Raw genomic sequence first — 24924 nt, forward strand, 5'->3', positions numbered from 1 at the left:
CTCGATCCTGCACCGTCACTGCTCGGGCAGCGGCTCCTTCGGGAGCTTCCGGAGCTTCGCGCGGCGCTTCCGGCGCTCCGGGATCATCGAGCGCATCTCCTCGAGCTTGCCGAAGCAGAGCAGACGGTCCCCCGGCTCGAGCGCGACCCCGCTGCGGGGGTTCGGGATGACGTCGGCGCCGCGGTGCAGCGTGAGGACCGTGATGTCGCGGTCCCAGAGGCCGGACTCCTTGATCGTCTTGCCGACGAGGTCCGCGTTGGTGTGCACGAGGAGTTCGGCGACCCCGTAGCCCGTCGAGACGGACAGGCGCTGCCGGACGTCGATCTCCGGGAACGCGACCTGGTTCGCGATGAAGTCGATGATCGCGCCGGCGATGTCGAGGCCCGTCGCACGCTCGATGCCCTCGAGCCCCGGGGAGGAGTTGACCTCCATCACGAGCGGACCGTCGTTGCCCTCGAGCATGTCCACGCCGGCCACCCGGAGGCCCATGATCTGCGCCGAGCGGACCGCCGCCTCTTCGTACTCGGGCGTCAGCGTGACCTGCTCCACCGTGCCACCACGGTGCACGTTCGAGCGGAACTCGTCGCCGCTGGCGCTCCGGCGCATCGCCGCGACGACGCGGTCGCCGACGACGAGCGCGCGGATGTCCTTGCCACGACTCTCCGAGATGAAGGCCTGGATGAGGACGTTCTGCTTCGTGGAGTGCAGGGTCTCCACGATCGACTCGGCGACCTTCGCCTCGGGTGCGAGGATCACGCCGATGCCCTGGGTGCCCTCGAGGAGCTTGATGACGACAGGTGCGCCGCCGACCCGCTCGATCGCCCCTCGGACGTCAGCGCGGCCGGCCACGAACGTCGTCGCCGGCATGCCGATGTCGTGGCGGGACAGGATCTGGTTCGCGCGGAGTTTGTCGCGCGAGTTCGTGATGCCGTTCGCGGTGTTCGGCGTGTACACGTCCATCTGTTCGAACTGCCGGACCACCGCGGTGCCGTAGTAGGTGATCGAGTTCCCGATGCGCGGCAGGATCGCGTCGTAGTCGGAGAGCAGCTTGCCGCGGTACTGCAGGTCGGGCGCGTCCCCGGTGAGGTCGATCGCGAACCGCAGCGTGTTCAGGACCTTCACGTCGTGGCCGCGGTCGAGCGCGGCGGCCCGGAGCCGCTGTGTGGAGTACGCCTGCGGGGCGCGCGACAGGATGGCGAGTTTCATCGGTGAGCTCCGCGGGGGTCGGGGACGCTCCATCCTGACATCCCGCGGGCGCCGCGCGCTGCGCGGGCGCTGCGCCGCCTGCCAGGATGGGCGCATGTCCGGAGACAAGACCGCCAGGCGCACGCCGATCGTCACGGGGTGGCGAGAGTGGGCGGCGCTGCCGGACCTCGACATCCCCTGGATCAAGGTCAAGCTCGACACCGGCGCCCGGACCTCGGCGCTCCACGCGTTCGACCTGCAGGAGCTCCCCGGTGACCGGGTCCGGTTCTCCGTGCACCCCTGGCAGGAGTCCGACACCGACCCGTCGACCGTCGAGTGCGACGTCCACGACCGCCGGGTCATCCGGAGCTCGTCGGGCCACACCCAGGAGCGGATCGTCGTGCTCACCGCGATCGAGCTCGCCGGACGGACGGTCCAGGCCGAGGTGACGCTGAGCAACCGCGACCAGATGGGGTTCCGGATGCTCATCGGCCGCGAGGCCCTGCGGCAGGGGTTCGTCGTCGACCCCGCGCGGTCGTTCCTCGCCGGGCGGGCGCCGAAGGAGATCCGGCGGCGGAACCGCGGGCGGAGCTGACACCGCCACCAAGATGGTCACGGGTCGATCACGAGGTGTCAGGATCCGGTCGTCCCCGACACTTCTGAGGTGAGAGGGGGCACCGTGGACAAGACCAACGATGCCGACGCCGCACTCGCGCGGCGGATGGCACTCGGCGACACCGGAGCGCTGGCAGTGGCGTTCGACCGGTTTGCGCCGACGCTGACGCGCTACGCCTGGGCGCTGGCGGGGAGCAAACAGGACGTGGAAGAGCTCGTGCAGGACACGTTCCTGACGCTCTGGCAGCGGGCTTCGACGATCGATCTGGCGACCGGGTCGCTCGTGCCCTGGCTGCTCGTCGTCTGCCGGAACCACGCCAGGAACCAGGCGCGCCGCATCGCGAAGAACGCCGGCGACGAACTCCCTCCGGAACTCGCAGCGCCAGCCGGGGCTGACGATGCCCGCGAGCGCCTCCGGTGGGTCCGCGACGAGATCGCCGCGTTGCCGCCGGTCGACCGCAGGATCTGCGAACTCTGCCTCCTCGAGGGGCACTCCTACTCAGAAGCCGCCACGATGCTCGGACTGAGCGTCGGTGCGGTCACCCAGCGAGTGTCCCGTTCGCGGGCTCGGCTGAAGAAGGCGGTGACGCACGATGAACACTGAACCTCCCGAGGGAGACGACCTGCAGCGCATGCTCGTCTCGATGAAGCACGAGGTGCTCACGCGAGTGGACCGACAGCGGCCGCTCCCGAGACGCCGGGGACGACACGTCGGCATCGTGATCGGCGTCATCGCGGTGCTCGGCATCGGCGTGGGCAGCGGCGCGGTGGCGCTCGGGCTCGTGCCGCAGCCGTTCGAGGCCGCGGCACCGGCGCCGAGTTCGACGCCGACCGAGCCGCCGGCTCCGAGCACGCCGGCTGCGGCGCCGATCGAGAACTCCCCGAGCGTGACGCCGACTCCGGCCTCGACGAACACCGACGGTGTCCTGCCGACCGACTGTCGGGCGCTCGTGCCGGCGTCCGACTACGACCGGCTGTTCAACGCGACGCCGCTCCGTGACCCCGCAGGCACCGCCTGGGGCGATGCGCGCATCGGGCCGACGCCGTCCATGTGGTGCGTCTGGATGGACCCGAGAGCGGACGTCAGTGGTCTCGACATCGCGATCGGGCAGGCGGACGCTGCGGAGCTGAGGGAGTACGAGGCGGACCTCACGCACGAGGGCTACGCCTGCTCCGACCGGGACGACGGACGCATCTGCCAGATGACGCGTCCTGCCGACCCGTACCCGGTGGACACCACACTGACGTTCTTCGCCAGGGGTTCCACCTGGGTGGACATCAGCCAGACCAACTTCCCGACCGACGGCCTGCTGCGGGCGGTCGAGCAACAGGTCTGGGGCTGACCACGTGTGCGCCTGCCCCGACCGGCCTCGGGGGCGGTCAGGTCACGCGGACAGTGGCGGCGGTCCGTCTGCTCGCGGGTCGGCGGTCGCGCCGAGCACCGACCGGACCACGGTGAGCTGGTCGCTCACGACGTCGGCCATCCGTCGGCCACGGGGATCGGTCAGCCACTCCTCGAGCGCCAGGTGGAAGAGCATCACGGTCGTCTCGGCGAGGACGGCCGCCTCGGTCGGGCTGCTCCCCCGCGCCGCGAACCCGTCACGCACGGCCTGTGCCAGGTCGGCCCGCTTCCGGGCGTCCCGCTCGCGCAACGACTCGTCGGACGCGATCACCCGGCGGAGTGCCAGCACCTGGTCGCGCCGCCCTTCGAACCGCTCCTCCGCGAGCTGCCGGAGTCCCTGGACGACGATGTCGAGCGGGTCGAGTTCCGCCGGGGCAGCGGCGAGCATGGTCCGGGCGAGGTCGGGGATCTCCCGCCCCGCGAAGATCACCTCGCGCTTGTCGGCGAAGTGCCGGAAGAAGGTGCGCGTCGTCAGGCCGGCGCGTTCGGTGATCTGCGGCACGGTCGTCGCGGCGAAGCCCTGCTCGGCGAAGAGCTCGAACGCGGCGCGTTCCAGTCGGCCTCGGGCATCGGGACTCCATCGCACGGATTCCACCCTAAGTGATGACACGACGTGTCGTCATGGTGTACTCCTGGTCGAGTGATGACACGTCGTGTCATCACCGAGGACGAGTGGAGCGACGATGACGACAGTGTGGATCCTCGGCGGCACGGGCCGGACCGGTCGCGCCGTGAGCGAGGTGCTCACGGCGCGGGGGCTCGACGTGGTGCTCGTCGGGCGGGACGCCGGGCGCCTGCGGGCCGCGACCCCGCCGGGTGCGCGGTCGATGGTCCTGACGTCGGCCGAGGTCCCCGCCGCCGTCCGCCGCGACCGCCCGCGCGTCGTGCTCAACACCGTCGGGCCGTTCGCCGGGACCGCCGACCCGGTCGTGGACGCCTGTCTCGACGCCGGTGCGGACTACGTCGACCTGGCGAACGACATGGCGGCCGTCCCCGCGCTCCTCGCCCGGAACGCGGAGGCGGTCGCAGCCGGTCGCACCCTGGTGACCGGTGCGGGCTTCGGCGTCACGGGTACCGAGAGCGTCGTGGCGCGCCTCACCGCAACGCGATCGGACGCACCGCTGCGGGTCCGCGTCGACATGGTGCCCTCGCTCGCGCTCCAGGCCGGACAGGTCGGTGAGGCACTCGCCGGGACGATCGTCGAGGGGCTCCCCGGAGTCCCCGGCGGCGGACGGTTCCAGGGTCGCCTCTACCAGGGTGGGCAGCTGCGCCCGACCCGCATCGGCGGCATGGTCCAGCGACTCGTGACCCCGGACGGCGACGTCGTCACCACCGCCGCGATGCCACTCGGGGAACTCGTCGCCGCACAGCGTGCCAGCGGGGCGCCGGACGTGCTCGCGGCGTCGAGCGAAGCGCCGTCGGGACGGCTGGTCGGGCTCCTCCCGCTCGGCACCTCGATCCTGGTGTTCGCGCCGGTCCGACGCCTCGCCGGTCGACTGCTCGCTCGGGTCCGGTTCCCAGAACGCCCCGCGCCGCGGACGCACTCGTGGGGGCACGCGCGGTTAACGTGGACGGACGGCTCCGTGACCCGTGGGTGGCTCGCCCTGCCGGAAGCGCAGCAGGCGACGGTGGCGATCGCCGCCGAGGTCGTCCGGCGGCTCGCGGACGACGAGGGCCGGCCGGGCGCCTGGACCCCGGCGGCGCTCTTCGGTCCCGAGCTCGCGGAGTCCGTCGGCGGACGCTACGTGGACGGGGTCCGCGCATGAACGCGGCGCTCTGGACCACCCGGCGAGGACGGCCCACGGTGGGACCTGCGCCGGTCCCCCGCGCCGGAGCCGGCGAGGTCGTCGTGCGCACGGCCGCCGTCGCGGTGAACCCGGTCGACGCGATCACCGGGCTCTTCCGCCGCGTCGTGACCCCCTGGCTGCGGTACCCCGCGGTCCTCGGCTCCGACGTCGCCGGGACCGTCGTCGAGGTCGGCCACGGGGTCACCCGCTTCGCCGTGGGCGACCGGGTGCTCGGCCATGCTGCCGGGCAGGAGCGGCACCGGAACAACGCTGCCGAAGGGGCCTTCCAGCAGCACGTCCTGCTCCTCGAGCAGCTCTGCACGCCGTTGCCGGCAGACCTGGCGTTCGAGCAGGCAGCCGTCCTGCCGCTCGGCCTGTCGACGGCCGCCGCGGGGCTCTTCGAACCCGACCAGCTCGGCCTGCCGCTCCCGGGCAGGGGCGACGGCGACGACAACGACGACCGGCAGGACCGCGACTCGCGCGCCGAGGTCGTCCTCGTCTGGGGAGCGTCGACGAGCGTCGGGTGCAACGCCGTCCAGCTCGCACACGCCGCGGGCTTCGCCGTGATCGGCACCGCGTCGCCGCACAACCACGAGCTCGTGCGCTCCCTCGGCGCGGAGCAGGTGTTCGACTACCGGGACCTCGGCGCGGAGGCGCAGATCGTCGCAGCGCTGGCCGGGCGCCGGCTCGCGGGCACCGTCGCGATCGGTGCGGGCTCCCTCACGCGGACGCTCGGCATCGTCCGCGCAGCGTCCGGCAGCGGACGGCTCGCCTCCGCCTACCCGACGCCCGTCACCACGGTGCGGGGGCTCCTCGCCCGGCGTCACGGCGTGCGCGTGTCGGCGATCTGGGGCGGCCGTCCCACCGAGAGCCCGGTCGGTCCCGCGATCTACGCCGACTTCCTGCCGGCAGCCCTGGCCGAGGGGCGTTACCGGGCCGCTCCGGAGGCGTCGGTGGTCGGGACCGGCCTCGCGGCGATCCCGGGCGCACTCGATGAACTCGGCCGCGGGGTCTCCGCGAAGAAGCTGGTGGTCCGGATCGAGTGACGAGGAGCGGTCGGCTTCAGCGGTACCGCTCGACCATCGGGCACGCGAACGGGTCCGCCGCCGCGAGCCCGACCTCGTTCAGGTAGCGCACCACGATCGCGTACGAGCGCACCATCGTCGTCTCGGTGAACGGCACGCCCTGCGTGGCGCAGTACTCCCGCACGATCACGCGTGCCGCCCGGAGGTTGGGCCGCGCCATGTTCGGGAAGAGGTGGTGCTCCACCTGGTGGTTCAGCCCGCCCATGAAGTACTCGACCCAGACGCCGCCGGTGATGTCCCGGGACGTCAGGACCTGCCGTGAGAAGAAGTCCACCCGCTGCCCCGGCTCGATGATCGGCATGCCCTTGTGGTTCGGGGCGAAGGCGATCCCCATGCAGAACCCGAACACGGCGAGCTGCACCCCGACGAAAGCGAACGCCATGCCGAGCGGCAGGAACCAGAACACGGCGCCGAGGTAGAGCACGAAGCGTGCGAAGAACACCGAGCCCTCGGCCCAGCGCCGCTTGACGCCCTTGCCGCTCGTGTAGGTGCGGATCGACTGCCAGTGCAGGTTCGCACCCTCGACCAGCAGCATCGGGAAGAACGCGTACCCCTGCACGCGCACGAGCACGCGGAGGAAGCCGGTGCGACTGGCGGCGTCCTCGGGGCGGAAGGAGATCGCGTCGAACGAGATGTCCGGGTCCTTGCCGACGGTGTTCGGGTTCGCGTGGTGTCGGGTGTGCTTGTTCGTCCACCACGCGTAGCTGACGCCGGTCAGGAAGGTGCCGACGTACCGAGCGGCTCGGTCGTTCCAGTGGTGCGAGGCGAAGACCTGCCGGTGCGCAGCCTCGTGTGCGAGGAAGGCGAACTGCGTGAAGACCAGCCCGAGCACGGCCGCGACGATGAGCTGCCACCATGCGTCGCCGAGCACCGCGAACGCCGTTCCCGCGAGCACGAGCAGCCCGGTCAGGACGCCGATGAGCCCCCAGTACCAGCCGGTCCGGCGTCGGAGGAGCCCTTCGGCCTTGATCCGTGCGAGGAGCGCCGAGTAGCTCGACGTCCCGGAACTGCCGGCGCGGGGCCCGGTCGTGATGTACCCGCTCATGGTGTTCCTCCCGGATCGGCGGCGTTGCCGTGACCGGGGTCCAGGGTCACTCCCGGCTCACGGTACGCCGCCATCCTGGAGACCACGGTGTGGTCAGGACAGCTCGAGTCGCCGTTCGATCACCGCACGGGCCACGTCGACCAGGGGCTCCCGGTTCGCCCGGGCGTACTGCCGGATCATGGCGAAGGCGTCCTCCATGTCCACCTGGTGCGTGTGCGACACGAAGCCCTTCGCCTGCTCGATGAGGACCCGGCTGTCCAGCGCCCGCTGGAGTTGCTCCTGCGCCAGGGTCGCGTGCTGCAGGGTCCGCTGCTGCAGGATGCTGATCGTCGCGACGTCGGTGAGTGCCTGCGCGGCGAGGGCGTCCTCCGGGTTCAGCGCCCCCTCGGTCTCGCGGAACAGGTTGAGCGACCCGAGCGTGGTCTCGCGCAGCCGCATCGGGATCGCGTGTACCGATGCGTACCCGGACTCCTCGGACGCCTTCGCGAACGTCGGCCAGCGTCGCCGCATCTCCTCCGGGTTCCGCACCGAGACGGCGTGCCCGGTGGCGAAGCACTCCACACAGGGGCCCTCGCCCGCGTTCAGCTGCAGGAGTCCGACGAAGCTCGACCGTTCGCTCGTCGACGCGAGCACCTCGAGTTCCTGCTCCTTGTTGACCAGGAGGATGCCGGCCGCGGACGCGTCGAAGAGGTCGACGGCGGTCTCGACGAGGTGCTGCAGCAGGTCGAGGACGTCGTAGTCGTCGACCAGTGTGTCGGTGAGCGCCACGAAGGTCTCGACGAGGCGGTGCTCGCGTGTCGCTGCCATGGTGTGCTCCCTAGTGCTCGGACCCGAGGTCGATGCGCCGATCGATGACGTCGGCTGCGACGTCACGGAGGGTCCGTTCGGTCGCGAAGGCGTGTGCTTGCAAGACCAGCAGCGCGTCCGCGACACCGAGGTCGAGCTGGGCGGCGACCATCCCGGTCGCCTGGTGGACCTCGCGCCGCGAGTACCGTCCGGCCCCCATGTCGGCTCGTCCGTCTGCCGCTGCGGCGAGGATCGCGTCGCGGAGGACCCGGCGGGCCGCGATCTCGGTCAGGGCGACCGCGCCGCGGACCTGGTCCACGGTGAGCACGTGGCCACGATCCACGGAGAGGTCGACGGCGCCGACGGGGATCGTGCCCACGCGCATCGGGAACGAGAACACGGCCCCGACCCCGGCACGCAGGAACTCGTCGAGCGCTGCCGGCCACCGCGTGGTCGGAGTCGCGGCCAGGTCGGGCTCGAGCACCGGGCGGCCGATGGTGAGGGCTTCCCAGCAGGGCCCCTCACCGAGGTCGAGCTGGATCTCGTCCACGCGTTCCGCGACGACGTCGCTCGCGCAGACGGTGCTCGAGCCGAGGGGGACGCCGAGGGTCGAGACGCCGACGCCGGACACGTCGAAGACGGCGAGGAACGGCGGACACAGGTCGGCTCCGTCGGGGGCCGCCTGCATGGCGCTCGCGGCGGCGGTGAACTCGCTCATGACGTGTTCCTCCGTCCGTCGCCCTCAGGCTACGCGCGACTACCGTGGTCGGCATGAGCGCCGGAACCGCGACCGCGGCCCGACCCGCCACCGGCTGGTCCCTCGTCGCCGCGACGTACGTGTTCGCCGTCGTGATGATCGGGACCACCATCCCGACGCCGCTCTACCCGACCTACGAATCCCGCTTCGGCTTCGGCAGCACCACCACGACGGTGCTGTTCGCGGTCTACGCCGGGGGTGTGATCCTCGCGCTCGTCCTCGGCGGGCGCCTGTCCGACGCGGTCGGTCGCCGTCCGATGCTCTTCGCCGGCATCGTGTTCTCGCTGGCGTCGGCCGTGGTGTTCGCGATCGGGACCGCGGAGTGGATGCTCTTCGTCGCGCGGGTCCTGTCCGGGCTGTCCGCGGGCATCTTCACCGCGACCGGCACCGTCGCCGTGCTCGAGAACGCCCCCGAGCAGCGCAGGGGCCTCGCGAGTGCGCTGGCCACCGCGGCGAACATCGGCGGGCTCGGCCTCGGCATGCTGCTCGCGGGTGCGGTCGCGACGGTGACGCCGTGGCCACTCCGTGCGCCGTACGTCGCGCACGCCGTGCTCCTCGTCATCGCGGGCGTCGCGCTGCTCGCCGTGCGGGACTCCGTGACGCCGGACCGCTCCCGCATCCGGCTGCAGTTGCCGGGCATCCCGCCGGAGAGCCGCGGGGTCTTCGCCGCGTCGGCCGTCGGCGCGGTGGTCGGGTTCGCGGTGTGCGGCCTGTACTCCTCGGTCGCGCCGAACTTCATGGGCAAGGTCCTCGGCGTCGAATCGCCGTTCGTGGTCGGGGTGGTCGTGTTCGCGCTGTTCGGGGCATCGGCCGCGGCGCAGATCGCGCTGCGGGGCCTCGCCGACCGCACCCTGATCGTGATCGGCGCGCTCGCCCTGGCAGCGGGCATGGGCGTGCTGGTCTGGTCGCTCCTCGCCACGTCGCTGGCGCTCCTCGTCGGGTCCTCGATCCTCGCCGGGATCGGCCAGGGGTTGCTGTTCATGACCGGGCTCCGTGCGATCACCGGTGCGACCGACGCGTCCCGCCGGACCGAGGCGACGACGTCCTACTTCGTCCTCGCCTACCTCTCGATCTCGATCCCGGCAATCGGCGCTGGTCTCCTCGCCGCGGGGATCGGGCTCGTCGCCGCCGGGGTCGTGTTCGCACTCGTCGTCGCGGTCGTCTCACTCATCGGCCTGACGGCCGCGCGCCGCTTCGCCGCCTGATCCCGCCTGCTCTGGACGTCCCCACCCACCGGCCTGGAGGCTCGGCACCAGCCCGGCCCGAGCCTCCCGTCCGGCGCACACGCGCGTTCCTTCCCATCGCGCGCCGACGGGAAGGGCGCAACGCGCGTAGGAGGTCGAAAGGAACGACCTCCCACGCGCGATTCAACTGCCCACGCGCGATTCGACCGCCTACGCGCGGGACCGCCTACGCGCGATTCGACCTCCTACGCGCGGGACCCCCGACGCGCGGGACCGCCACGCGCTCCGTCAGCTGCGACCCGTGAGCAGCGCGCGCAGTGCGTCGTCGAGCGGCCGGGCGATCTCGTCCTCCGGCGCGGTGGCCAGCGGCTCCACCCGGGTCGAGGTCCGCAGCATCGTCATCCCGAGCACCACGGACAGCGCGATCTCGGCGCGGAGCAGGAGTTCGTCGGTGACCGATCCGCCGACCACGGTCGCGAGCCGTTCGGCGTAGCGGCGGAGCGTCTCGCGGCGGATCGCGTCCGCACCGTCGTCCCCCGAGGACCGCACGAGCAGCATGAGCTGCATGGAGTCCTCGTCGGAGGGCGACCGCACGATGTGCCCGATCAGGTCGCCGAGCGCCCGGTCGAGCCCGACGGCACGGGGCGCGGGCGACTCCTCAGCACCGAGGTCCTGCACCACCCGGTCGAGGCACGCGCGGAACAGCCCCTCCTTCGACACGAAGTACCGGTTGATCAGGGCCACGTTGACCCCGGCGTCGGCGGCGATGTCGCGCACGGTGGTCGCCCGGTACCCGTCGAAGGCGAAGCGTCGCCTGGCGGCCTGCACGAGGAGCATGCGTGTGGCCTCGGCGTCCTTGCTCATGGCCGAAGCGTACCGGCTCGCCCCTCGATGTAAGCAAGTGTTGACATCGCGCCGGAACCGCGTACCCTCGTCAAGTCAGCAACTGTTTACATCGAAGCGGAGCACGATGACCACCACCACGGAGAACCCCCGCACGGGTTCCCACCCGACGACCGACGGTCGCCGTCCGAACAGCACGGCGATCATCGTCTACCTGTCCCTGGGTGGCCTGTCGTTCGCGGTCCTGCAGTCCCTCGTGGCCCCGGCCCTGTCGACCATCGGCAAGGACCTCGGCGTCACCACGAGCGCCGCGAGCTGGGTGCTCACCGCCTACCTGCTGTCCGCCTCGGTGCTGACCCCGATCCTCGGCCGCCTCGGCGACATGATCGGCAAGCGCAAGGTCCTCATCGTCGTGCTCTCGATCCTGCTCGTCGGGGCTGTGCTCGCCGCGCTCGCACCGAACCTCGGCACGCTCATCGTGGCCCGCGCACTGCAGGGCGCCGCCGGTGCGGTCATGCCGCTCTCCATCGGCATCGTCCGCGACGAGCTCCCGAAGGAGAAGGTCAGCGTCACGATCGGCCTGCTCTCCGCGATCTTCGGCATCGGCGCCGGTGTCGGCATCGTCGCCGCCGGTCCGATCGTCGAGCACCTGTCGTGGCACTGGCTGTTCTGGCTCCCCGCCGTCCTCGTCGTCATCGCCCTGCTCGGCGCGATCTTCGGCATGCCCGAGTCCCCAGTGCGCAAGCCCGGACGCCTCGACATGCTCGGGACGTTCGTCCTCGCGATCTCGCTCGTGTCGATCCTCCTCGCGATCAGCGAGGGCGAGACCTGGGGCTGGGGCGACGGCAAGACCATCGGCCTGCTGATCCTCGGCGGCGTCGCGCTCATCGCCTTCGTGTTCGTCGAGCTCCGTGTCGCCGAACCCCTCATCGACGTGCGGCTCTTCGCGGTCCGCGGCGTCTGGACCGCCCACGTCGTCGCGCTCGTCTTCGGTTTCGCGATGTTCGGCACCTTCGTGCTCGTCCCGACGCTCCTGCAGCTCCCCACCGCGGTCGGCTACGGCTTCGGCAAGGACGTCACCCAGGCCGGGCTCTTCCTGCTGCCGACCGTCATCATGATGATCATCGCGGGTCCGATCGCCGGCATCCTCGTCCGCAAGGTCGGGCCGAAGCCGCCGATGCTCATCGGCGGCGTCGCGATCGTCGCCGCGTTCCTGCTGCCGGCCATCGCCCACGGCGAGCTGTGGCAGGTCGTCGTCTCCGGCATCTTGACCGGCATCGGCATCGGCATGGCACTCGCCGCCTGCTCGAACGCGATCATCGAGAGCGTCCCGGCGAACCAGACCGGTGAGGCCATCAGCGCCAACACCGTTGTCCGGACCATCGGCTCGAGCGTCGGCACCGCGGTCATCGCGGCGCTCATCACCTCGCACAGCACCCCGCAGGGCCTGCCCACCGACGACGCGTTCACGATCGGCTTCTGGGCCTGCACGGGCGTCGCCGTCCTGGCGGTCCTCGCCGCGCTCGTCGCGCCGTCGATGCGCGCCCGTCGCGCAGCAGCGGTCGCGTCCGGTGTGACCGACTTCGACGAGGTCACGAAGTAGGGTCCGACCGACCCGTCAGCCTGGAGGCCCGCCCCGCGTCATCGACGCCGGGCGGGCCTCCGTGCGTGATCGGGTCCACGGACGTCGGCAGGTTCGGCGAGACGGCGTCAGGAGGAGCACGATGGGCGGCACCGAACCCAGGAGATGGTGCGCCATGCAGTTCCTCGTGTCCGTGATCGACGACGGCCAGGCCTCGGCCTCCCGCAGGACCGACTCGGCGACCGCCGCGGAGGAAGCGGCCGTCCAGACCTTCAACGACCGGCTCCGAGCGGACGGGCAGTGGCGCTTCGCCGGGGGTCTCGCCGCGCCTGCCGAGAGCGTCGTGATCGACAGCCGCGGTGACGCCCCGGTCGTCACCGAGGGGCCGCTCATCGACGCCGACGAGTACGTCGCCGGGTTCTGGCTGCTCGACCTGCCCGACGTCGACACCGCTCGGTCGATCGCCACCGAGGCATCGGCCGCGTGCAACCGGAAGGTCGAACTCCGTCGGCTGCTCTGACGACGTTCGGCATCCGCGCGGGCGGCTCGCGGGCGGCTTCCGGGCTGCTACCGCGCGGACAGGCCGAGCAACGCGTTCAGGAAGCCGAACCGTCGACGCTGCCGCACGGGTCGGAACTCGCGCGGCGGCGCGGGGAACGCCACGTCGTGCAGGTTGTTCCGCTTCGAGCCGTCCCAGTTCGCGAAGAGGTAGGCGCTGCCGAGGACCGAGAGACTCCGGACCGGAGCGCGTCGCCAGTCCCCCGCACGCACGAAGTAGCCCGAGTGCCCGGAGTGGATGTTGCGGATCACGGTGTCGACGTCGACGACGCCGGTCTCGGTGATGACGGCGGTGATGCCCGTTCGGTCTCGGGCGACGTACTCGATGATGTGTTCGGCCATGCTGCGCTCATGAATAGCGGTCCACGTCCTGACACCGGGAGGTGAGACCACGCGCAGGACCCTGCCGGAACCCTCGTTGCTTCCACAGCCAGGATACGTCGCAGCCACGCGATGTCCGCCGGGGGTGCGCATGACGGATCGGTCTGCCCTTGACCGCAACCACGGTTCAGGTCGTTGACTCCCTGCATGCGCATCGCCACCGTCACGCTCCCCGCCCGCTCCCTCGACGCCGTCGCCGCGTTCTGGGAACCGTTCGGCGTCCCGCTCACGCGGGATGCCTCGGCAGTCCGGATCCGCCTCGGGCACACCGAGGTCGTCCACGAGGCCGCGGAGTTCGACGGCACGCACCACCTGGCGTTCACGATCCCCACCGGCACGTTCGACGCCGCGGATCACTGGATCGGTCAGCGTGCGACGGTGCTGACCCGTGACGGCGTCCGCGAGTTCGAGGGACCGGCTGGATGGAACTCGCGGTCCGTGTACTTCGACGGCCCCGACGGACAGGTCCTGGAGTGGATCGAGCGCCGGGACATCGCACCGGACCACGACGGGCCCTTCAGCGCCGCGAGCATCGTCGGTGTCAGCGAGGTCGGGGTGGTGACCGCGGACGTGCTGGCGACGGTCGCCGAACTGGGGCAGGTCGGGGTCGCCCCGTACGCGGCGCCGCCGTCGCCGTCCTTCGCTGCGGTCGGGGACGTCCACGGGCTGCTGGTCCTCGTCGCGCCCGGCCGGCCATGGCTGCCGACGACCGACCGGATCGCGGCCGACACCGCGGTCACGGTCGACGGCGGCGTCGGTACCCCGGTGCGGTTGGGGCCCGACAAGCTGCTCCGGTGACCACCGGACGAACGGGAGGCTCGGTGCCAGCTGGCACCGAGCCTCCCGTCATGTGGTCAGGTCTCAGACCGTGACCGACTCGCCGTCGGCCAGCGTCACCAGCTCAGTGCCGGTGAGCTGCCCGGTGAACTGGGCGAAGGAGCCGCGCCCCGCGTCGCTGAGCATGAGGTCGTGGATCTGCACTGCACGGGTCGGGTGCACCGCGCGCACGAAGTCGACCAGCTCGCCGAGCTTCGCCCACGGGCCGGAGGTCGGCGCGAGCAGCGTCTCGACGGCGACGTCGGGCACGAAGTAGGAGTCGCCCGGGTGGTAGACGGCACCGTCGACGACGTAGCCGACGTTGCTCATCAGCGGGATGTCGGCGTGGATGACGGCGTGGTCGCCGCCGACGACCTGCACGGCGAAGCCGGCGGCCTCGAAGGTGTCACCGGGCGCGACCGTGGTGACACGTCCGTCGTGGCCACCGAGCTCGGCGGCGACGCTCGCCGGCGCCCAGACGCGGAGCTCGGGCTGGGCGTCGAGCGCCGCCGTGAGGATCGACGCGTCGAAGTGGTCGGGGTGGTCGTGGGTGACGAGGACCGCGGTCGTGCCGGCCACGAGGTCGGCGGAGTTCGGCGTGTACGCGCCCGGGTCGATCACGAGCGAGGCGTCGTCCTTGCTGAGCACGACGGTCGCGTGGGTGTACTTCGTGAGTTCCATGACTCCAAACCATACAGCCGCACTGTACAAATCACTACAGTGAACCTGTACAGTTCCTCGTGTGGACCGATCCCGGACGTTCGACCTCGACGATGCCAACGAACTCCGGCGCGCCATCGGCGAGACCATCCGCGCGATCCGGCGCTCTGAGACGACGCCCGAGGGGCAGATCGAGGTGCTGGGGTTCCTCGCGCGCGACGGGGCGTTCAGCATCGCGGCGCTCGCCCGGCTGCGGCGGGTGCGGCACCAGAGCATGCGGGTGACGGTCGGGGACCTCGAAGCGCAGGGGCTCGTCCGACGCTCCCCCGACCCGGCCGACGCGCGCGGGGTCCTCGTGTCACTCACGGATGCCGGGCGGGCGATGATCGACGAGTCGCGTACCCGGCGGTCGACCCGCATCCTCACCGCGGCCGAGTCCGCGCTCACGCCCGAGGAGCGTGCGGTGCTCGCGCGTGCGGCGGGGGTGCTCGACAAACTGACGGTGGCGCTGGAGCACGACGGCCAGGAGCGCTCGGTCTGACGTCAGAGGCGGCCGCGGCCCTTCCCGAGCAGCATGACGCCGAACAGGACGATGACCGCGACGACCACCACGATGACGACGAACATCCCGGTCCCGTCGGTGGACATCGTGTCCTCGCAGTCCGTGTTCGCGGTCGCACACGACGCGAGGACCAGTGAGCTGACCATGGCTCAGTGAAGCACACGCGTCGGGCGCGTGGGGCGGGGTCGCGGAGGTGGGGCCGCTGTCGCGGAGGTGGGCCGCGGACGTGAAACGACACCGCGCCTGTCGTTCGACAACAGCGATGTCGATCTGCTTCCGCGAAACGGCAACGCGTACGCTCCGGACCATGCAGCACGCCGCGGTCGAGGTGCTCCGCGCCTCCCGGTGGGAGCGGATCGCGAACCTCGTGATGGGCGCGGTGCTCGCACTGATGGGGTTGAGTTCGCCGCTGATCTTCCTGGTGCCGGGATCGAGCGCTCGCGTCTTCTGCGTGGTCCTCGGCGCACTGTTCGCCGTCGCGGGGATCACCCTCACCGTCCGCGCCCTCCGCGTGGCGGTCGTCCTGGACACCGACGAACTCCGGTACACCGGCTTCTTCGCCTCGACGACGATCCCGAGGGACGCGATCACCACCGTGCTCGACGACTGCACGGTCGAGTGGCGGAGCCCCGACGGCCGCGAACGACGGACTGCACTCTGGGTCTTCCGCCCGGCCTACGTCGACGACGGGACGAAGTTCGCGCCGTACTGGCGCTGGCGCCGCGCGGGACTGCTGCGCGTCCGCCAGTGGGCCGGTGCCCGAGCGGTGTAGACGAGGCGCATGACGAAGTACCTGATCTCCTTCCCGAGTGGTGCCATGGTCTTCCCGGCGGACGAGCTGCAGGCGGTCGCCGATGCCTCGCACGCCGTGGTGCGGGACGCGAAGGCCGCCGGCGTCTGGGTGTTCGGCGGCGGCATCGACGAGGACGTCCCACCCGTGATGGTGGATGCGGACGGCGGCGTGACCCCCGGCACGTACCCGCAGACTGCCCGGATCGAGGGCGGGTACACCGTGCTCGAGCTGCCCACCCGCGAGGACGCCGTGGCGTGGGCAGCGAAGATCGCCGCAGCGTGCCGGTGCGCGCAGGAGGTCCGGGCGTTCCAGGACGACCCCGAGAGCTGACCGCCGTCGCCCCGCGTACCGTGCACGCCGTGTCCGAGCCGATCCTGCGCGCCGCGTCCACACCCGTTGCCTTCGCCGCGATGGTCAGCGGACTGCCTCGGAGGACTTCCTGAACAGCAGGATCGGCCGCTAGATTGTTGAACAACCCGGCGACGGGTCGCGGCGCCCGGCGACGGGTGGCGGAACAACCCGGCGACGGGTCGCGGAACAACCCGGCGACGACAGGAGTCCTCGTGACGACGATCGACCTCAACAGCGACCTCGGCGAGGGCTACGGCGCCTGGACCATGGGCGACGACACCGCGATGCTCGACGTCGTCTCCAGCGCGAACATCGCCTGCGGCTTCCACGCCGGCGATCCGACGATCATGCTCGCGACGAGCCGCGCCGCCGCCGAGCGGGGCGTCGCCGTCGGGGCACACGTCGCCTACCGGGACCTCGCCGGCTTCGGCCGCCGCCCGGTGTCCGTCTCGCCGGACGAGCTGCACGCCGACGTCGTCCACCAGCTCGGCGCGATGCTCGCGACCGCGCACGTCGCCGGTACACGCGTCACCTACGTCAAGCCGCACGGTGCGCTCTACAACACCGCGTGCGCCGACCCGATCCAGGCCGAAGCCGTCACGCGGGCCGTCGCCGACGTCGACCCGACCCTGGCGGTGCTCGCACTGCCGGGTTCCGAACTCCTGCTCGCCGCCGAGCGCCACGGGCTCCGCGCCGTCAGCGAGGCCTTCGCCGACCGCGCCTACGAACCCGACGGGTCCCTCGTCGCCCGCAGCCGTCCCGGTTCCGTCCTGCACGACCCCGACCAGGTCGCGGCCCGGGTGCTCCGGATGGTCACCGACGGCGTCGCGACCGCCGTCGACGGCTCCGAGGTCCAGGTCCGGGCCGACTCGGTCTGCGTGCACGGCGACTCCCCGTCCGCAGTCGCGATGGCGCAGGCGATCCGCACGCTGCTGACCGCGCAGGGCATCACGATCGCGCCGTTCGCGTCATGACACCCGACGTCCGGACGGCCGGCGGCACCGCGCTCCTCGCCACGTTCGACTCGCTCGAGTCGGTCGTGGCGTTCCGCGCTGGCCTGCCCACCGACGGGCTGCCCGGCGTGGCCGAGGTCGTCTCCGGCGCCCGGACCCTGCTGTTCCGCTTCGATCCGTCCCGCACGGACGCCGGTCACCTCCGCGCAGCGCTCGCCACGGTCGCGCCGGTTCCCGCCGCCGACGTCCAGGCCGCCGCCGACCCGATCGTCATCCCCGTCACCTACGACGGCGACGACATCGACGACGTCGTGTCCGTCACGGGCATGTCCCGTCAGGAGCTCGTCGCCTGGCACACGGGCCAGGTCTGGACGAGCGCGTTCTGCGGCTTCGCCCCCGGCTTCAGCTACCTGACCGGCACGGAACCGTCGCTCGACCTCCCTCGCCGCGCCACCTCGCGCACGGCCGTCCCGAGCGGCGCCGTCGCACTGGCCGGCGAGTTCAGCGCCGTCTACCCGCGGACCTCCCCCGGCGGCTGGCAGCTGATCGGCCGCACCGACGTCCCGATGTGGTCCCTCGCCCGGACCCCGCCCGCGCTGGCTCCGGCCGGCACCCGGATCCGGTTCGTCGAGGCCGGCGCATGAGCGCCCTCACCGTCGTGCAGGTCGGCTTCGGCGCCACGACGCAGGACCTCGGGCGGCCCGGGTACAGCGACATGGGCCTGGGCGCGGCCGGCCCAGCCGACCGGGCATCCGCCGCGCTCGCCAACCGCATGGTCGGCAACCGTCCGGAAGCAGCCGTCCTGGAGGCCGTGCTCGGCTCCGTCGCACTCCGTTCCGACGCGCACGTGGTCGCCGCGGTCACCGGGGCCGAGTGCCCGGTCGAGGTCGAGCACGCGGACGGTCGGGTCCGCGGTTGCGCCGCGTACGAGGTCATCGCACTGGAGCCCGGTGACACCCTCAACATCGGCATCCCACCGACGGGGCTCCGCGCCTACCTGGCCGTCCGCGGTGGGTTCGATGTCGACCCGGTGCTCGGCAGCCGCTCGTGGGACTCCCTCGCACAGCTCGGCCCGGCTCCCCTCACGGCCGGCGACGTGCTCCCGGTCGGCACCGCAGCCGACGCGTGGCCGATCGTCGACGCGGTCCCGCCACCGCTCGAGCCGTGGCCGTGGGAGCCCGTCGTCCTCGACGTCACGCCGGGTCCCCGCGACGACTGGTTCACCCCGGAGTGGCGCGAGACCCTCACCGGCCAGGACCACCACGTGAGCGCCGACAGCGACCGCGTCGGCGTGCGCACCGCGGCTGCGACGCCGCTCGTCCGAGCCGTCACGCACGAGCTCCCGAGCGAGGGCGTCGAGACCGGCTCCCTGCAGGTCCCGCCGGACGGCTACCCCGTGCTGTTCCTCGCCGACCACCCGGTGACCGGCGGCTACCCCGTCGTCGCGGTCCTCACCCCCGAGTCCGTCGACCGCGCCGCCCAGCTCCGCCCGGGCGACGTGTTCCGTTTCCGCATCACCCACTGAGACATCACCCACTGAGAAAGGTGCTCCCATGACGACGACCGTGTTCCTCGAGGTCCGGCTCCGCGACGACCTCTCCGCCGAGAGCGTCGAGTCAGCCATCCGCGAGACGCTCGCGCAGACCGCTGCCTTCCCGGGCAACGAGTCACTCGAGGTCCTGATCGACGATGCCGACCTGAACCGGCTCGTGGTCCTCGAGGTCTGGACCTCGACCGACGCGCACGACGCCTACGTCGCGTGGCGGGCGACGCCCGAAGGCCGCGCCGAGGCACTTGCGGCGATCCTCGCCGAGCCACCCGTGACGCGCACCTTCGAGCGGAAGATCACGCTCCCCTGACGAAGCGGGGTCGTCCGCAGCTCAGAGCGCGAGCGCCCAGTCGAGTTGTGGCGTCTCGAAGACGGTCTGGAGCGATTCCCGCTCGTCCGCGCCGATCCCGAGGTCGCGTGCTTCCGCGTCCCACCGGGTGACTGCTCGTGCAGTGCGGCGCACGACTTCGCGTGCTGGTGCTGATCCGAGCCGGAACGCTCCGCTACCTCGGTGCCGGGGTCACTTGAGCGAGGTAGAGGTCGCGGAGGAGCGCGGCTTCTGCGGCGTGGTGGATCAGCTCGTCGACGACGTGCAGGACCAGGGACCGCTTCGAGCTGTCGCCGTACGGCCCGGCAACCGCACCGATCGGCTCGTCAGCCGCGTCACCGAGTCCGCGAGCGAGTTCGACGAACCGGTCGGTCGCCAGCTCCACGGCGGCCAGTGCGGCCGCTGCCGAGGTCGCCGGCGTCAGCATCGGGGCGCCCGCCACGTCAGCACCGAGCCACGCCCAGTTCCGCTCCTCGCCGAGCATCTCCGCGATGTGGTCGAGCCGCCAGCGGATCGTGACCTCGGCGTTCCCCGGGATCGGCTCCCACGCCCACTCGTCGTCGTCCAGGGTGGCCATCCGGTCCGCGAGCCGCTGTGACGCGTACTCCACGAGTTCGACGATGTCGTCCTGTGCGCTGACCATGGTCCATCTTGGCCCCGCAGCGCCGCGCGCGCAGCGTGTTGACCGCGTTGAAGTCAGCCGGTTAGGGTGGACGTAGGACGTCCAACGTCTCGACCCCCAGCCCCTCGGAAGGACAAAGACTCCCGTGACAACCACCCCCGCACTGCCTCCGCTCGCCGGCGTGATCCCGCCCGTCTGCACGCCGCTCACCGCCGACGGTGACGTCGACGTCGCATCGCTCGAACGGCTGGTCGGGCACCTCCTGACCGCCGGGGTCCACGGGCTCTTCCCGCTCGGCTCCACCGGCGAGGTCGCGTTCCTCACCGACGAGCAGCGCCGGCAGGTGGTCGACACCGTCAGCCGAGTCACCGCGGGACAGGTCCCCGTCGTCGCAGGCGTCATCGACATGACGACACCGCGCGTGCTGCCGCACATCCGGCAGGCCGAATCCGCAGGGGCGGACGCCGTCGTCGTCACGGCGCCGTTCTACACCCGCACGCATCCGGTGGAGATCGCTGCGCACTTCCGGATCATCGCCGCGAGCACCGCGCTGCCGGTCATCGCCTACGACATCCCGGTGTCGGTGCACTCGAAGCTGAGCCCGTCACTGGTCCTGGAACTGGCCGAGGAAGGCGTGCTCGCCGGCATCAAGGACAGCAGTGGCGACGACGCCGGCATCCGCGGTCTGGTCCTCGGCGCGAAGACGTTCACGGATCGCTTCAGCGTCCTCACCGGGTCCGAACTCACGGTCGATGCGGCACTCGCATTCGGCGCGCAGGGTGTGGTGCCCGGATTGGGCAACGTCGACCCCGACGGCTACGTGCGCCTCTGGGATGCCGCACAGGCCGGGGACACCGCGACCGCGGCACGCGAGCAGGAGCGCCTCTTCACGCTCTTCGACCTCGTGAACGCGGGAGACACCGCACGGATGGGACCGGCTTCGTCGGCGCTCGGCGCGTTCAAGGCCGCACTGCACCTCCGCGGGATCATCGACTGCCCGCGAACGGCCGACCCGTACGTGCAGCTCGACGACAGCGAGGTCGACCACGTGCGCGCGCGGCTCGCCGCGGCCGGTCTCCTGTGACCTGAACCGATGCGACTCGCTCGGCTCAGCACACCCGACGGACCCCGGCACGCTCGCTGGGACGCCGACCGATGGCACGAGGTCCCGTCGTTCACCGACCTCCGGCCCACGGGGCGGACCTTCCCGCCCGAGGCCACGCTGCTCGCCCCGGTGGAACCCCGGACCGTCGTCGGCGCTTCCCACCCGGAGGACGACCACGGCGCTCGCCGCGTGCAGGGATGGCTGAAGTCCTCGGCTGGGGTCACCGGCCCCGGCGGAACGATCGAGCGCGCGGCGTGGGCGACGACCGTGGTCGCGGAGGGTGAGCTCGCCGTCGTCATCGGTGCGGAGGCGCACGCGCTCACGAACGAGAACGCACTCGAGCACGTCCTCGGGTTCACCATCGCGAACGACGTGACGACCGTCGCGCCGACAGAGGACGCGGTGTTCTTCGCAGCGAAGGCCGGGACCGGGTACACCCCGCTCGGTCCCTGGATCGAGACCGACGTCGACGACCCCGACGCGCTCGCCATCCGGGTCAGCGTGGAAGGCACCCTCGTCCGGTCCTCGAGCACGGCGGACCTGCCACACACGATCTGCGAGATCCTCGCGGCGATCACCAGGACGATGACCCTGCAGCCCGGTGACGTCGTCCTGACCGGTTCGCCGAGCACCGACGCCGCCCTTCCCGCAGGGACGAGCGTCCAGGTGAGCATCGACCGGATCGGCACCCTCGAGAACGGCGTGGTATGACCCTGATCGGAATCGACATCGGCGGCACGAAGACCGCCGCCGGAATCGTCGCCGAGGACGGATCGGTCCTCGCACGGGCTGCTGCCCCCACGCCCGCGACGCAGGGAGGAGGCGCCGTCATCGGCGTGGTCCAGGCACTCGTCGAACACCTCCTCCCCCAGAGCCCGGACCCCGTCTGCGGCATCGGCGTGGGTTCCGCAGGCGTCGTCGATCCGCGTACCGGGGCCATCCGCGCTGCGACCTCCGCCATCCGGTCCTGGGCCGGGACGGAGCTGCGGACCGAGCTCAGCACCCGCTGCGGTCTCCCGGTGACCGTCCTCAACGACGTCCACGCCCATGCGATGGCGGAGGCACGGATCGGAGCCGGCGCCGATTCGCGGCGCGTGATGCTGCTGGCCCTCGGAACCGGGATCGGTGGCGCGATCGTCACAGACGGACGTCTGGACACCGGGCGGACCGGGGCGGCCGGCCACTTCGGTCACCTGCCGTCCGCTCAGGCCACGGGCCTGCCCTGCACCTGTGGAGGCACCGGACACCTCGAGGCCGTCGCCTCCGGACCCGCGGTCCTCGAGCAGTACCGTCGCGTGACGCGCGATCCGTCGGTCGTCGACACGAGAGCGGTCTTCGCCCGCGCGGCCGACGGCGACGACGTCGCGACGCGGGTGGTCGACCGTGCCGGCGCCGCCATCGGCGAGGCGATCGGCGGTCTCGTCAACTCCTTCGACCCCGACGTCGTCGTCGTCAGTGGCGGGCTCGCCTACGCGGACCCCACGTGGTTCGACCACATCGCACGAACGGCACGGACCACGATGATCCCGGTCGTGGCGGACTGCCCGATCACCTTGTCGACCCTCGCCGGGGACGCCCCGCTCATCGGCGCCGCTCTGCACCACCGCATCTCGGAGGAGACACCGTGACCCATCGACCACTGCAGGCCCTGGCCGGCGAGCTCGTCGTGTCCTGCCAGGCGTATCCCGGCGAGCCGATGCGGCACCCGGAGACCATGGCGCAACTGGCGGAGTCCGCCGTCGCCGGCGGCGCAGCCGGGATCCGTGCGCAGGGCGTCGCGGACGTCGCCCTGATCGCCGAGCGCGTCGACGTACCGTTGATCGGTCTCTGGAAAGTCGGCGCGAACGGGGTGTTCATCACCCCGACCCTGCGGCACGCCCTCGTGATCGCCGGAGCCGGAGCCGACATCGTCGCGATCGACGGCACTCGCCGTGCACGACCGGACGGGCGGACGCTCGCCGAGACCGTGCGGGAGTTCCGGTCGCGCTCGGGCGTGCTCCTCATGGCGGACGTCGGCAGCGTCGAGGACGGCCTCGCGGCCATCGACGCCGGCGTCGACTGCCTGAGCACGACGCTCTGCGGCTACACCGACGAGCGTCCGAAGACCGACGGTCCTGACCTCGAGGTTCTGGCTGCGCTCGCCGCACGATCGCCGCTGCCGGTGATCGCCGAGGGCCGCGTCCACACCCCGGCGCAGGCCGCAGCATGTCGCGCCGCCGGTGCGTACGCGGTGGTCGTCGGCACGGCCATCACGCACCCCGCCACGATCACGGGCTGGTTCGGGGAGGCCGTGCGCGGTCACTGATCGCTCCGCCGACGACGGATGCCCCGGGCCAGTCGGCCCGGGGCATCCGTCGTTCGTGCGTCAGCCGACGCGCTGGACCACCTTCGGGTCGCTGTCCACGATCGACAACCCGCCCTCGCGGGAGAAGTCACCCGCCCACGAAGCGTCCGGATGGATCCACCGCTGCACCCGAGCGGGCACGTTGAACGCCATGAGCAGGATCACCACGGCGGTCAGGGAGAACGAGATCACGGCGAGCGCTGTGCCGAGCGACGAGAACTGAACCGCCAGGCTCGCACCAAGGATCGGCGCGACCGCGCCACCGAGCGCACCGACGTTGTACGTGAAGCCGAGACCGGCGGCACGCTGCTCCGTCGGGAAGAACCCGCCGATCCACTTCGGGAGGAGCCCGGCGATGCCCTGTCCGAACACCTGCTGGACGAAGAGGAACAGCCCGAGGACCATCAGCGAGGTTCCGCCCACCGCGAAGAGCGGGAACACCAGGACCTCGGAGAGCAGCAAACTGCCGACGTACGCCCACCGGGTCCCGAGCCAGTCCCCGGTGAACCCCGCGACCCAGCACCCGACCGCGGCCCCGAAGCCGGCGAAGAACAGCGCATTGCTGACGTGTGCGGCGTCGTAGCCGAGATCAGTGCTGAGGTACGTCGGCAGCAACGACTGGATCGGCCACGAGTACAGGAACGCGGCGAACACCGTGACCGTCACCGCGAGGACCGCTGGCCAGCGGCGTTTCGAGAACTGCACGATGTAGGAGATGAAGACCGCGGCCAGCACTGCCGCTCCTGCCGCGACGGCGAACCCGTTCGGCATGAGCTGCCCGAAGATGAGTGACAACAGCACGATGGCCACCACGGCGCTGATGATGTTGAGCGCGCGGTGCCGGCCGGCGAAGAGCACGCCGAACACGTTCGGCGCCGGCACGTGGTCGTCGGACGTCGATGATGCCGCCGACTTCGCCGCCTTCCAGTCCTCGGACTCCGGAAGTGCGCGGCGGAGCCAGAGCGTGATGGCGATCGGGAGCAGTCCGATGACGAAGAGCGCGCGCCAGCCGAACTCCGGGACGACGAAGCGGTAGACCTGCGCCGCGATGATGGTGCCGATGGAGTAGCCGGAGATCAGGAAGCCGCTGGCCTTGTTCCGCAGGTGCGACGGCCAGGACTCGATCACGTAGGTGGAGCTCGATCCGTACTCCCCCGCCATGCCCATCCCGATGACGAGTCGGGCGGCGAAGAGCACCCAGTAGGAGGGGGCTGCGGCGCAAGCGACCGACCCCAGCGAGAACAGGATGATGCTGACGATCATCGCCGTCTTCCGACCGTAGCGGTCGCCGAGCGCACCGAGGGCCAGCCCGCCGAACCACCTGCTGATGAAGGCCGCGGAGATCAGTGACGCACTCTGCACGGTTCCGAGGTGGAACTCCTTCGCGATCTCGCTGAGGACGAGCGTGATGAGCACGAAATCGAAACCGTCCAGCAAGTAGCCGAGCCAGGACGCGGTGAACTGTTTCCACTGTTGCCGGGAGATGTCTCGGTACCAGGGACCGGACGGCGCTGTCCGCGCAGGAGACATGGTGTTCCTTCGATCGGGGCCAGTCTGACACCTCGTCAGACGTTGGACGTTGGACGTTGGCTCAGACGGTAACATCGGCAGGAATCCCCCGCAAGGGCTGT

Annotated in this window: 32 protein-coding genes; 20 read left to right on the top strand and 12 right to left on the bottom strand. The window is 71.4% G+C overall.

Features of this window, described 5'->3' with window-relative positions; all coding sequences use genetic code 11:
- Positions 1 to 15 precede the first annotated feature (15 nt).
- Positions 16 to 1206, bottom strand: coding sequence for a 30S ribosomal protein S6--L-glutamate ligase (gene rimK, locus EDF27_RS08725; RefSeq protein WP_123655851.1), 1191 nt, complete (start codon positions 1204 to 1206; stop codon positions 16 to 18).
- A gap of 94 nt (positions 1207 to 1300) precedes the next feature.
- Here rimK and EDF27_RS08730 point away from each other — a divergent pair, with 94 nt between their 5' ends.
- From EDF27_RS08730 to EDF27_RS08740, 3 genes are all read left to right on the top strand, one after another.
- On the top strand, positions 1301 to 1780 hold the full coding sequence (locus EDF27_RS08730; protein WP_123655852.1) for a RimK/LysX family protein: 480 nt from the start codon (positions 1301 to 1303) through the stop codon (positions 1778 to 1780).
- A gap of 84 nt (positions 1781 to 1864) precedes the next feature.
- Positions 1865 to 2404 (top strand): RNA polymerase sigma factor, encoded by a 540-nt coding sequence (locus tag EDF27_RS08735; protein ID WP_243698266.1) that lies wholly within the window; start codon positions 1865 to 1867, stop codon positions 2402 to 2404.
- Complete coding sequence (locus tag EDF27_RS08740) at positions 2394 to 3143, top strand: hypothetical protein (RefSeq protein WP_132048244.1); 750 nt, start codon at positions 2394 to 2396, stop codon at positions 3141 to 3143. Before EDF27_RS08735 ends, EDF27_RS08740 begins: the two co-directional genes overlap by 11 nt.
- A gap of 42 nt (positions 3144 to 3185) precedes the next feature.
- On the opposite strand, the gene EDF27_RS08745 is transcribed toward EDF27_RS08740, so the two are convergent.
- Entirely contained in the window at positions 3186 to 3788 is a 603-nt protein-coding gene (locus EDF27_RS08745; protein WP_132048246.1) for a TetR/AcrR family transcriptional regulator, read from the bottom strand.
- 97 nt (positions 3789 to 3885) lie between these two features.
- Here EDF27_RS08745 and EDF27_RS08750 point away from each other — a divergent pair, with 97 nt between their 5' ends.
- Both EDF27_RS08750 and EDF27_RS08755 read left to right on the top strand, forming a co-directional pair.
- A complete protein-coding gene (locus EDF27_RS08750) occupies positions 3886 to 4968 on the top strand; it encodes a saccharopine dehydrogenase NADP-binding domain-containing protein (protein WP_132048247.1) in 1083 nt (360 codons plus the stop codon).
- A 38-nt stretch (positions 4969 to 5006) separates the two neighbouring features.
- Positions 5007 to 6035 carry a zinc-binding alcohol dehydrogenase family protein gene (locus tag EDF27_RS08755; RefSeq protein ID WP_243698267.1) on the top strand — a complete coding sequence of 343 codons (1029 nt, stop codon included), beginning with the start codon at positions 5007 to 5009 and terminating at the stop codon, positions 6033 to 6035.
- Positions 6036 to 6051: 16 nt separating this feature from the next.
- Here the strand turns inward: EDF27_RS08755 and EDF27_RS08760 are convergent, their stop codons facing one another.
- The 3 genes from EDF27_RS08760 to EDF27_RS08770 form a co-directional block, all read right to left on the bottom strand.
- Positions 6052 to 7119 (bottom strand): acyl-CoA desaturase, encoded by a 1068-nt coding sequence (locus EDF27_RS08760; RefSeq protein ID WP_123701661.1) that lies wholly within the window; start codon positions 7117 to 7119, stop codon positions 6052 to 6054.
- A 93-nt stretch (positions 7120 to 7212) separates the two neighbouring features.
- Complete coding sequence (locus tag EDF27_RS08765; RefSeq protein ID WP_123701659.1) at positions 7213 to 7926, bottom strand: GAF and ANTAR domain-containing protein; 714 nt, start codon at positions 7924 to 7926, stop codon at positions 7213 to 7215.
- A 10-nt stretch (positions 7927 to 7936) separates the two neighbouring features.
- A complete protein-coding gene (locus EDF27_RS08770) occupies positions 7937 to 8623 on the bottom strand; it encodes a GAF and ANTAR domain-containing protein (protein ID WP_123701657.1) in 687 nt (228 codons plus the stop codon).
- 53 nt (positions 8624 to 8676) lie between these two features.
- Between EDF27_RS08770 and EDF27_RS08775 the strand changes: the two genes are divergently transcribed.
- Positions 8677 to 9867: an MFS transporter gene (locus EDF27_RS08775; RefSeq protein ID WP_132048251.1), complete on the top strand. Its 1191-nt coding sequence runs from the start codon at positions 8677 to 8679 to the stop codon at positions 9865 to 9867.
- Between the two features lie 267 nt (positions 9868 to 10134).
- Here the strand turns inward: EDF27_RS08775 and EDF27_RS20240 are convergent, their stop codons facing one another.
- Positions 10135 to 10710: a TetR/AcrR family transcriptional regulator gene (locus tag EDF27_RS20240; RefSeq protein WP_132048253.1), complete on the bottom strand. Its 576-nt coding sequence runs from the start codon at positions 10708 to 10710 to the stop codon at positions 10135 to 10137.
- Positions 10711 to 10816: 106 nt separating this feature from the next.
- Between EDF27_RS20240 and EDF27_RS08785 the strand changes: the two genes are divergently transcribed.
- Positions 10817 to 12292 carry an MFS transporter gene (locus EDF27_RS08785; RefSeq protein WP_123655861.1) on the top strand — a complete coding sequence of 492 codons (1476 nt, stop codon included), beginning with the start codon at positions 10817 to 10819 and terminating at the stop codon, positions 12290 to 12292.
- Between the two features lie 154 nt (positions 12293 to 12446).
- Positions 12447 to 12791, top strand: a complete 345-nt coding sequence (locus tag EDF27_RS08790; RefSeq protein WP_132048255.1) for a YciI family protein — start codon at positions 12447 to 12449, stop codon at positions 12789 to 12791.
- Positions 12792 to 12838: 47 nt separating this feature from the next.
- Here the strand turns inward: EDF27_RS08790 and EDF27_RS08795 are convergent, their stop codons facing one another.
- Positions 12839 to 13171: a hypothetical protein gene (locus EDF27_RS08795; RefSeq protein ID WP_123655863.1), complete on the bottom strand. Its 333-nt coding sequence runs from the start codon at positions 13169 to 13171 to the stop codon at positions 12839 to 12841.
- Positions 13172 to 13357: 186 nt separating this feature from the next.
- Between EDF27_RS08795 and EDF27_RS08800 the strand changes: the two genes are divergently transcribed.
- Positions 13358 to 14008: a hypothetical protein gene (locus tag EDF27_RS08800; protein ID WP_132048257.1), complete on the top strand. Its 651-nt coding sequence runs from the start codon at positions 13358 to 13360 to the stop codon at positions 14006 to 14008.
- A gap of 63 nt (positions 14009 to 14071) precedes the next feature.
- On the opposite strand, the gene EDF27_RS08805 is transcribed toward EDF27_RS08800, so the two are convergent.
- Entirely contained in the window at positions 14072 to 14707 is a 636-nt protein-coding gene (locus EDF27_RS08805) for an MBL fold metallo-hydrolase (protein WP_132048259.1), read from the bottom strand.
- A 61-nt stretch (positions 14708 to 14768) separates the two neighbouring features.
- Here EDF27_RS08805 and EDF27_RS08810 point away from each other — a divergent pair, with 61 nt between their 5' ends.
- Positions 14769 to 15227: a MarR family transcriptional regulator gene (locus EDF27_RS08810; RefSeq protein ID WP_132048261.1), complete on the top strand. Its 459-nt coding sequence runs from the start codon at positions 14769 to 14771 to the stop codon at positions 15225 to 15227.
- A 2-nt stretch (positions 15228 to 15229) separates the two neighbouring features.
- Here EDF27_RS08810 and EDF27_RS19655 read toward each other — a convergent pair whose 3' ends face one another.
- On the bottom strand, positions 15230 to 15394 hold the full coding sequence (locus EDF27_RS19655) for a hypothetical protein (RefSeq protein ID WP_165931414.1): 165 nt from the start codon (positions 15392 to 15394) through the stop codon (positions 15230 to 15232).
- Between the two features lie 161 nt (positions 15395 to 15555).
- Between EDF27_RS19655 and EDF27_RS08815 the strand changes: the two genes are divergently transcribed.
- The 6 genes from EDF27_RS08815 (at position 15556) to EDF27_RS08840 (ending at position 19204) form a co-directional block, all read left to right on the top strand.
- Complete coding sequence (locus EDF27_RS08815; protein ID WP_132048263.1) at positions 15556 to 16020, top strand: hypothetical protein; 465 nt, start codon at positions 15556 to 15558, stop codon at positions 16018 to 16020.
- 9 nt (positions 16021 to 16029) lie between these two features.
- Positions 16030 to 16371 carry a YciI family protein gene (locus tag EDF27_RS08820; protein ID WP_123655868.1) on the top strand — a complete coding sequence of 114 codons (342 nt, stop codon included), beginning with the start codon at positions 16030 to 16032 and terminating at the stop codon, positions 16369 to 16371.
- Positions 16372 to 16604: 233 nt separating this feature from the next.
- On the top strand, positions 16605 to 17366 hold the full coding sequence (locus EDF27_RS08825; protein WP_132048265.1) for a 5-oxoprolinase subunit PxpA: 762 nt from the start codon (positions 16605 to 16607) through the stop codon (positions 17364 to 17366).
- On the top strand, positions 17363 to 17989 hold the full coding sequence (locus EDF27_RS08830) for an allophanate hydrolase subunit 1 (protein WP_132048267.1): 627 nt from the start codon (positions 17363 to 17365) through the stop codon (positions 17987 to 17989). Before EDF27_RS08825 ends, EDF27_RS08830 begins: the two co-directional genes overlap by 4 nt.
- Positions 17986 to 18870 carry a biotin-dependent carboxyltransferase family protein gene (locus EDF27_RS08835; RefSeq protein WP_123701641.1) on the top strand — a complete coding sequence of 295 codons (885 nt, stop codon included), beginning with the start codon at positions 17986 to 17988 and terminating at the stop codon, positions 18868 to 18870. Before EDF27_RS08830 ends, EDF27_RS08835 begins: the two co-directional genes overlap by 4 nt.
- A gap of 28 nt (positions 18871 to 18898) precedes the next feature.
- Positions 18899 to 19204 (top strand): antibiotic biosynthesis monooxygenase family protein, encoded by a 306-nt coding sequence (locus EDF27_RS08840; protein WP_123701639.1) that lies wholly within the window; start codon positions 18899 to 18901, stop codon positions 19202 to 19204.
- Between the two features lie 21 nt (positions 19205 to 19225).
- Here EDF27_RS08840 and EDF27_RS20245 read toward each other — a convergent pair whose 3' ends face one another.
- Positions 19226 to 19357 carry a hypothetical protein gene (locus EDF27_RS20245; RefSeq protein ID WP_260233370.1) on the bottom strand — a complete coding sequence of 44 codons (132 nt, stop codon included), beginning with the start codon at positions 19355 to 19357 and terminating at the stop codon, positions 19226 to 19228.
- 40 nt (positions 19358 to 19397) lie between these two features.
- Positions 19398 to 19865 carry a DinB family protein gene (locus EDF27_RS08845; RefSeq protein ID WP_123701637.1) on the bottom strand — a complete coding sequence of 156 codons (468 nt, stop codon included), beginning with the start codon at positions 19863 to 19865 and terminating at the stop codon, positions 19398 to 19400.
- Between the two features lie 124 nt (positions 19866 to 19989).
- On the opposite strand from EDF27_RS08845, the gene EDF27_RS08850 reads away from it, so the two are divergent.
- Genes EDF27_RS08850 through EDF27_RS08865 form a run of 4 tightly spaced genes read left to right on the top strand, consistent with a single transcriptional unit; the run spans position 19990 to position 23254 of the window.
- Positions 19990 to 20928, top strand: coding sequence for a dihydrodipicolinate synthase family protein (locus EDF27_RS08850; protein WP_243698268.1), 939 nt, complete (start codon positions 19990 to 19992; stop codon positions 20926 to 20928).
- Between the two features lie 9 nt (positions 20929 to 20937).
- Positions 20938 to 21660, top strand: coding sequence for a fumarylacetoacetate hydrolase family protein (locus EDF27_RS08855; protein WP_132048269.1), 723 nt, complete (start codon positions 20938 to 20940; stop codon positions 21658 to 21660).
- A complete protein-coding gene (locus EDF27_RS19925; RefSeq protein WP_132048271.1) occupies positions 21657 to 22577 on the top strand; it encodes an ROK family protein in 921 nt (306 codons plus the stop codon). Before EDF27_RS08855 ends, EDF27_RS19925 begins: the two co-directional genes overlap by 4 nt.
- Positions 22574 to 23254, top strand: coding sequence for an N-acetylmannosamine-6-phosphate 2-epimerase (locus tag EDF27_RS08865; protein WP_207909588.1), 681 nt, complete (start codon positions 22574 to 22576; stop codon positions 23252 to 23254). Before EDF27_RS19925 ends, EDF27_RS08865 begins: the two co-directional genes overlap by 4 nt.
- Positions 23255 to 23314: 60 nt before the next feature.
- Here the strand turns inward: EDF27_RS08865 and EDF27_RS08870 are convergent, their stop codons facing one another.
- Positions 23315 to 24823 carry an MFS transporter gene (locus EDF27_RS08870; RefSeq protein ID WP_123655877.1) on the bottom strand — a complete coding sequence of 503 codons (1509 nt, stop codon included), beginning with the start codon at positions 24821 to 24823 and terminating at the stop codon, positions 23315 to 23317.
- Positions 24824 to 24924 lie beyond the last annotated feature (101 nt).

Origin of the sequence: Curtobacterium sp. PhB136, assembly GCF_004346855.1 — a bacterium.
Lineage (GTDB): Bacteria > Actinomycetota > Actinomycetes > Actinomycetales > Microbacteriaceae > Curtobacterium.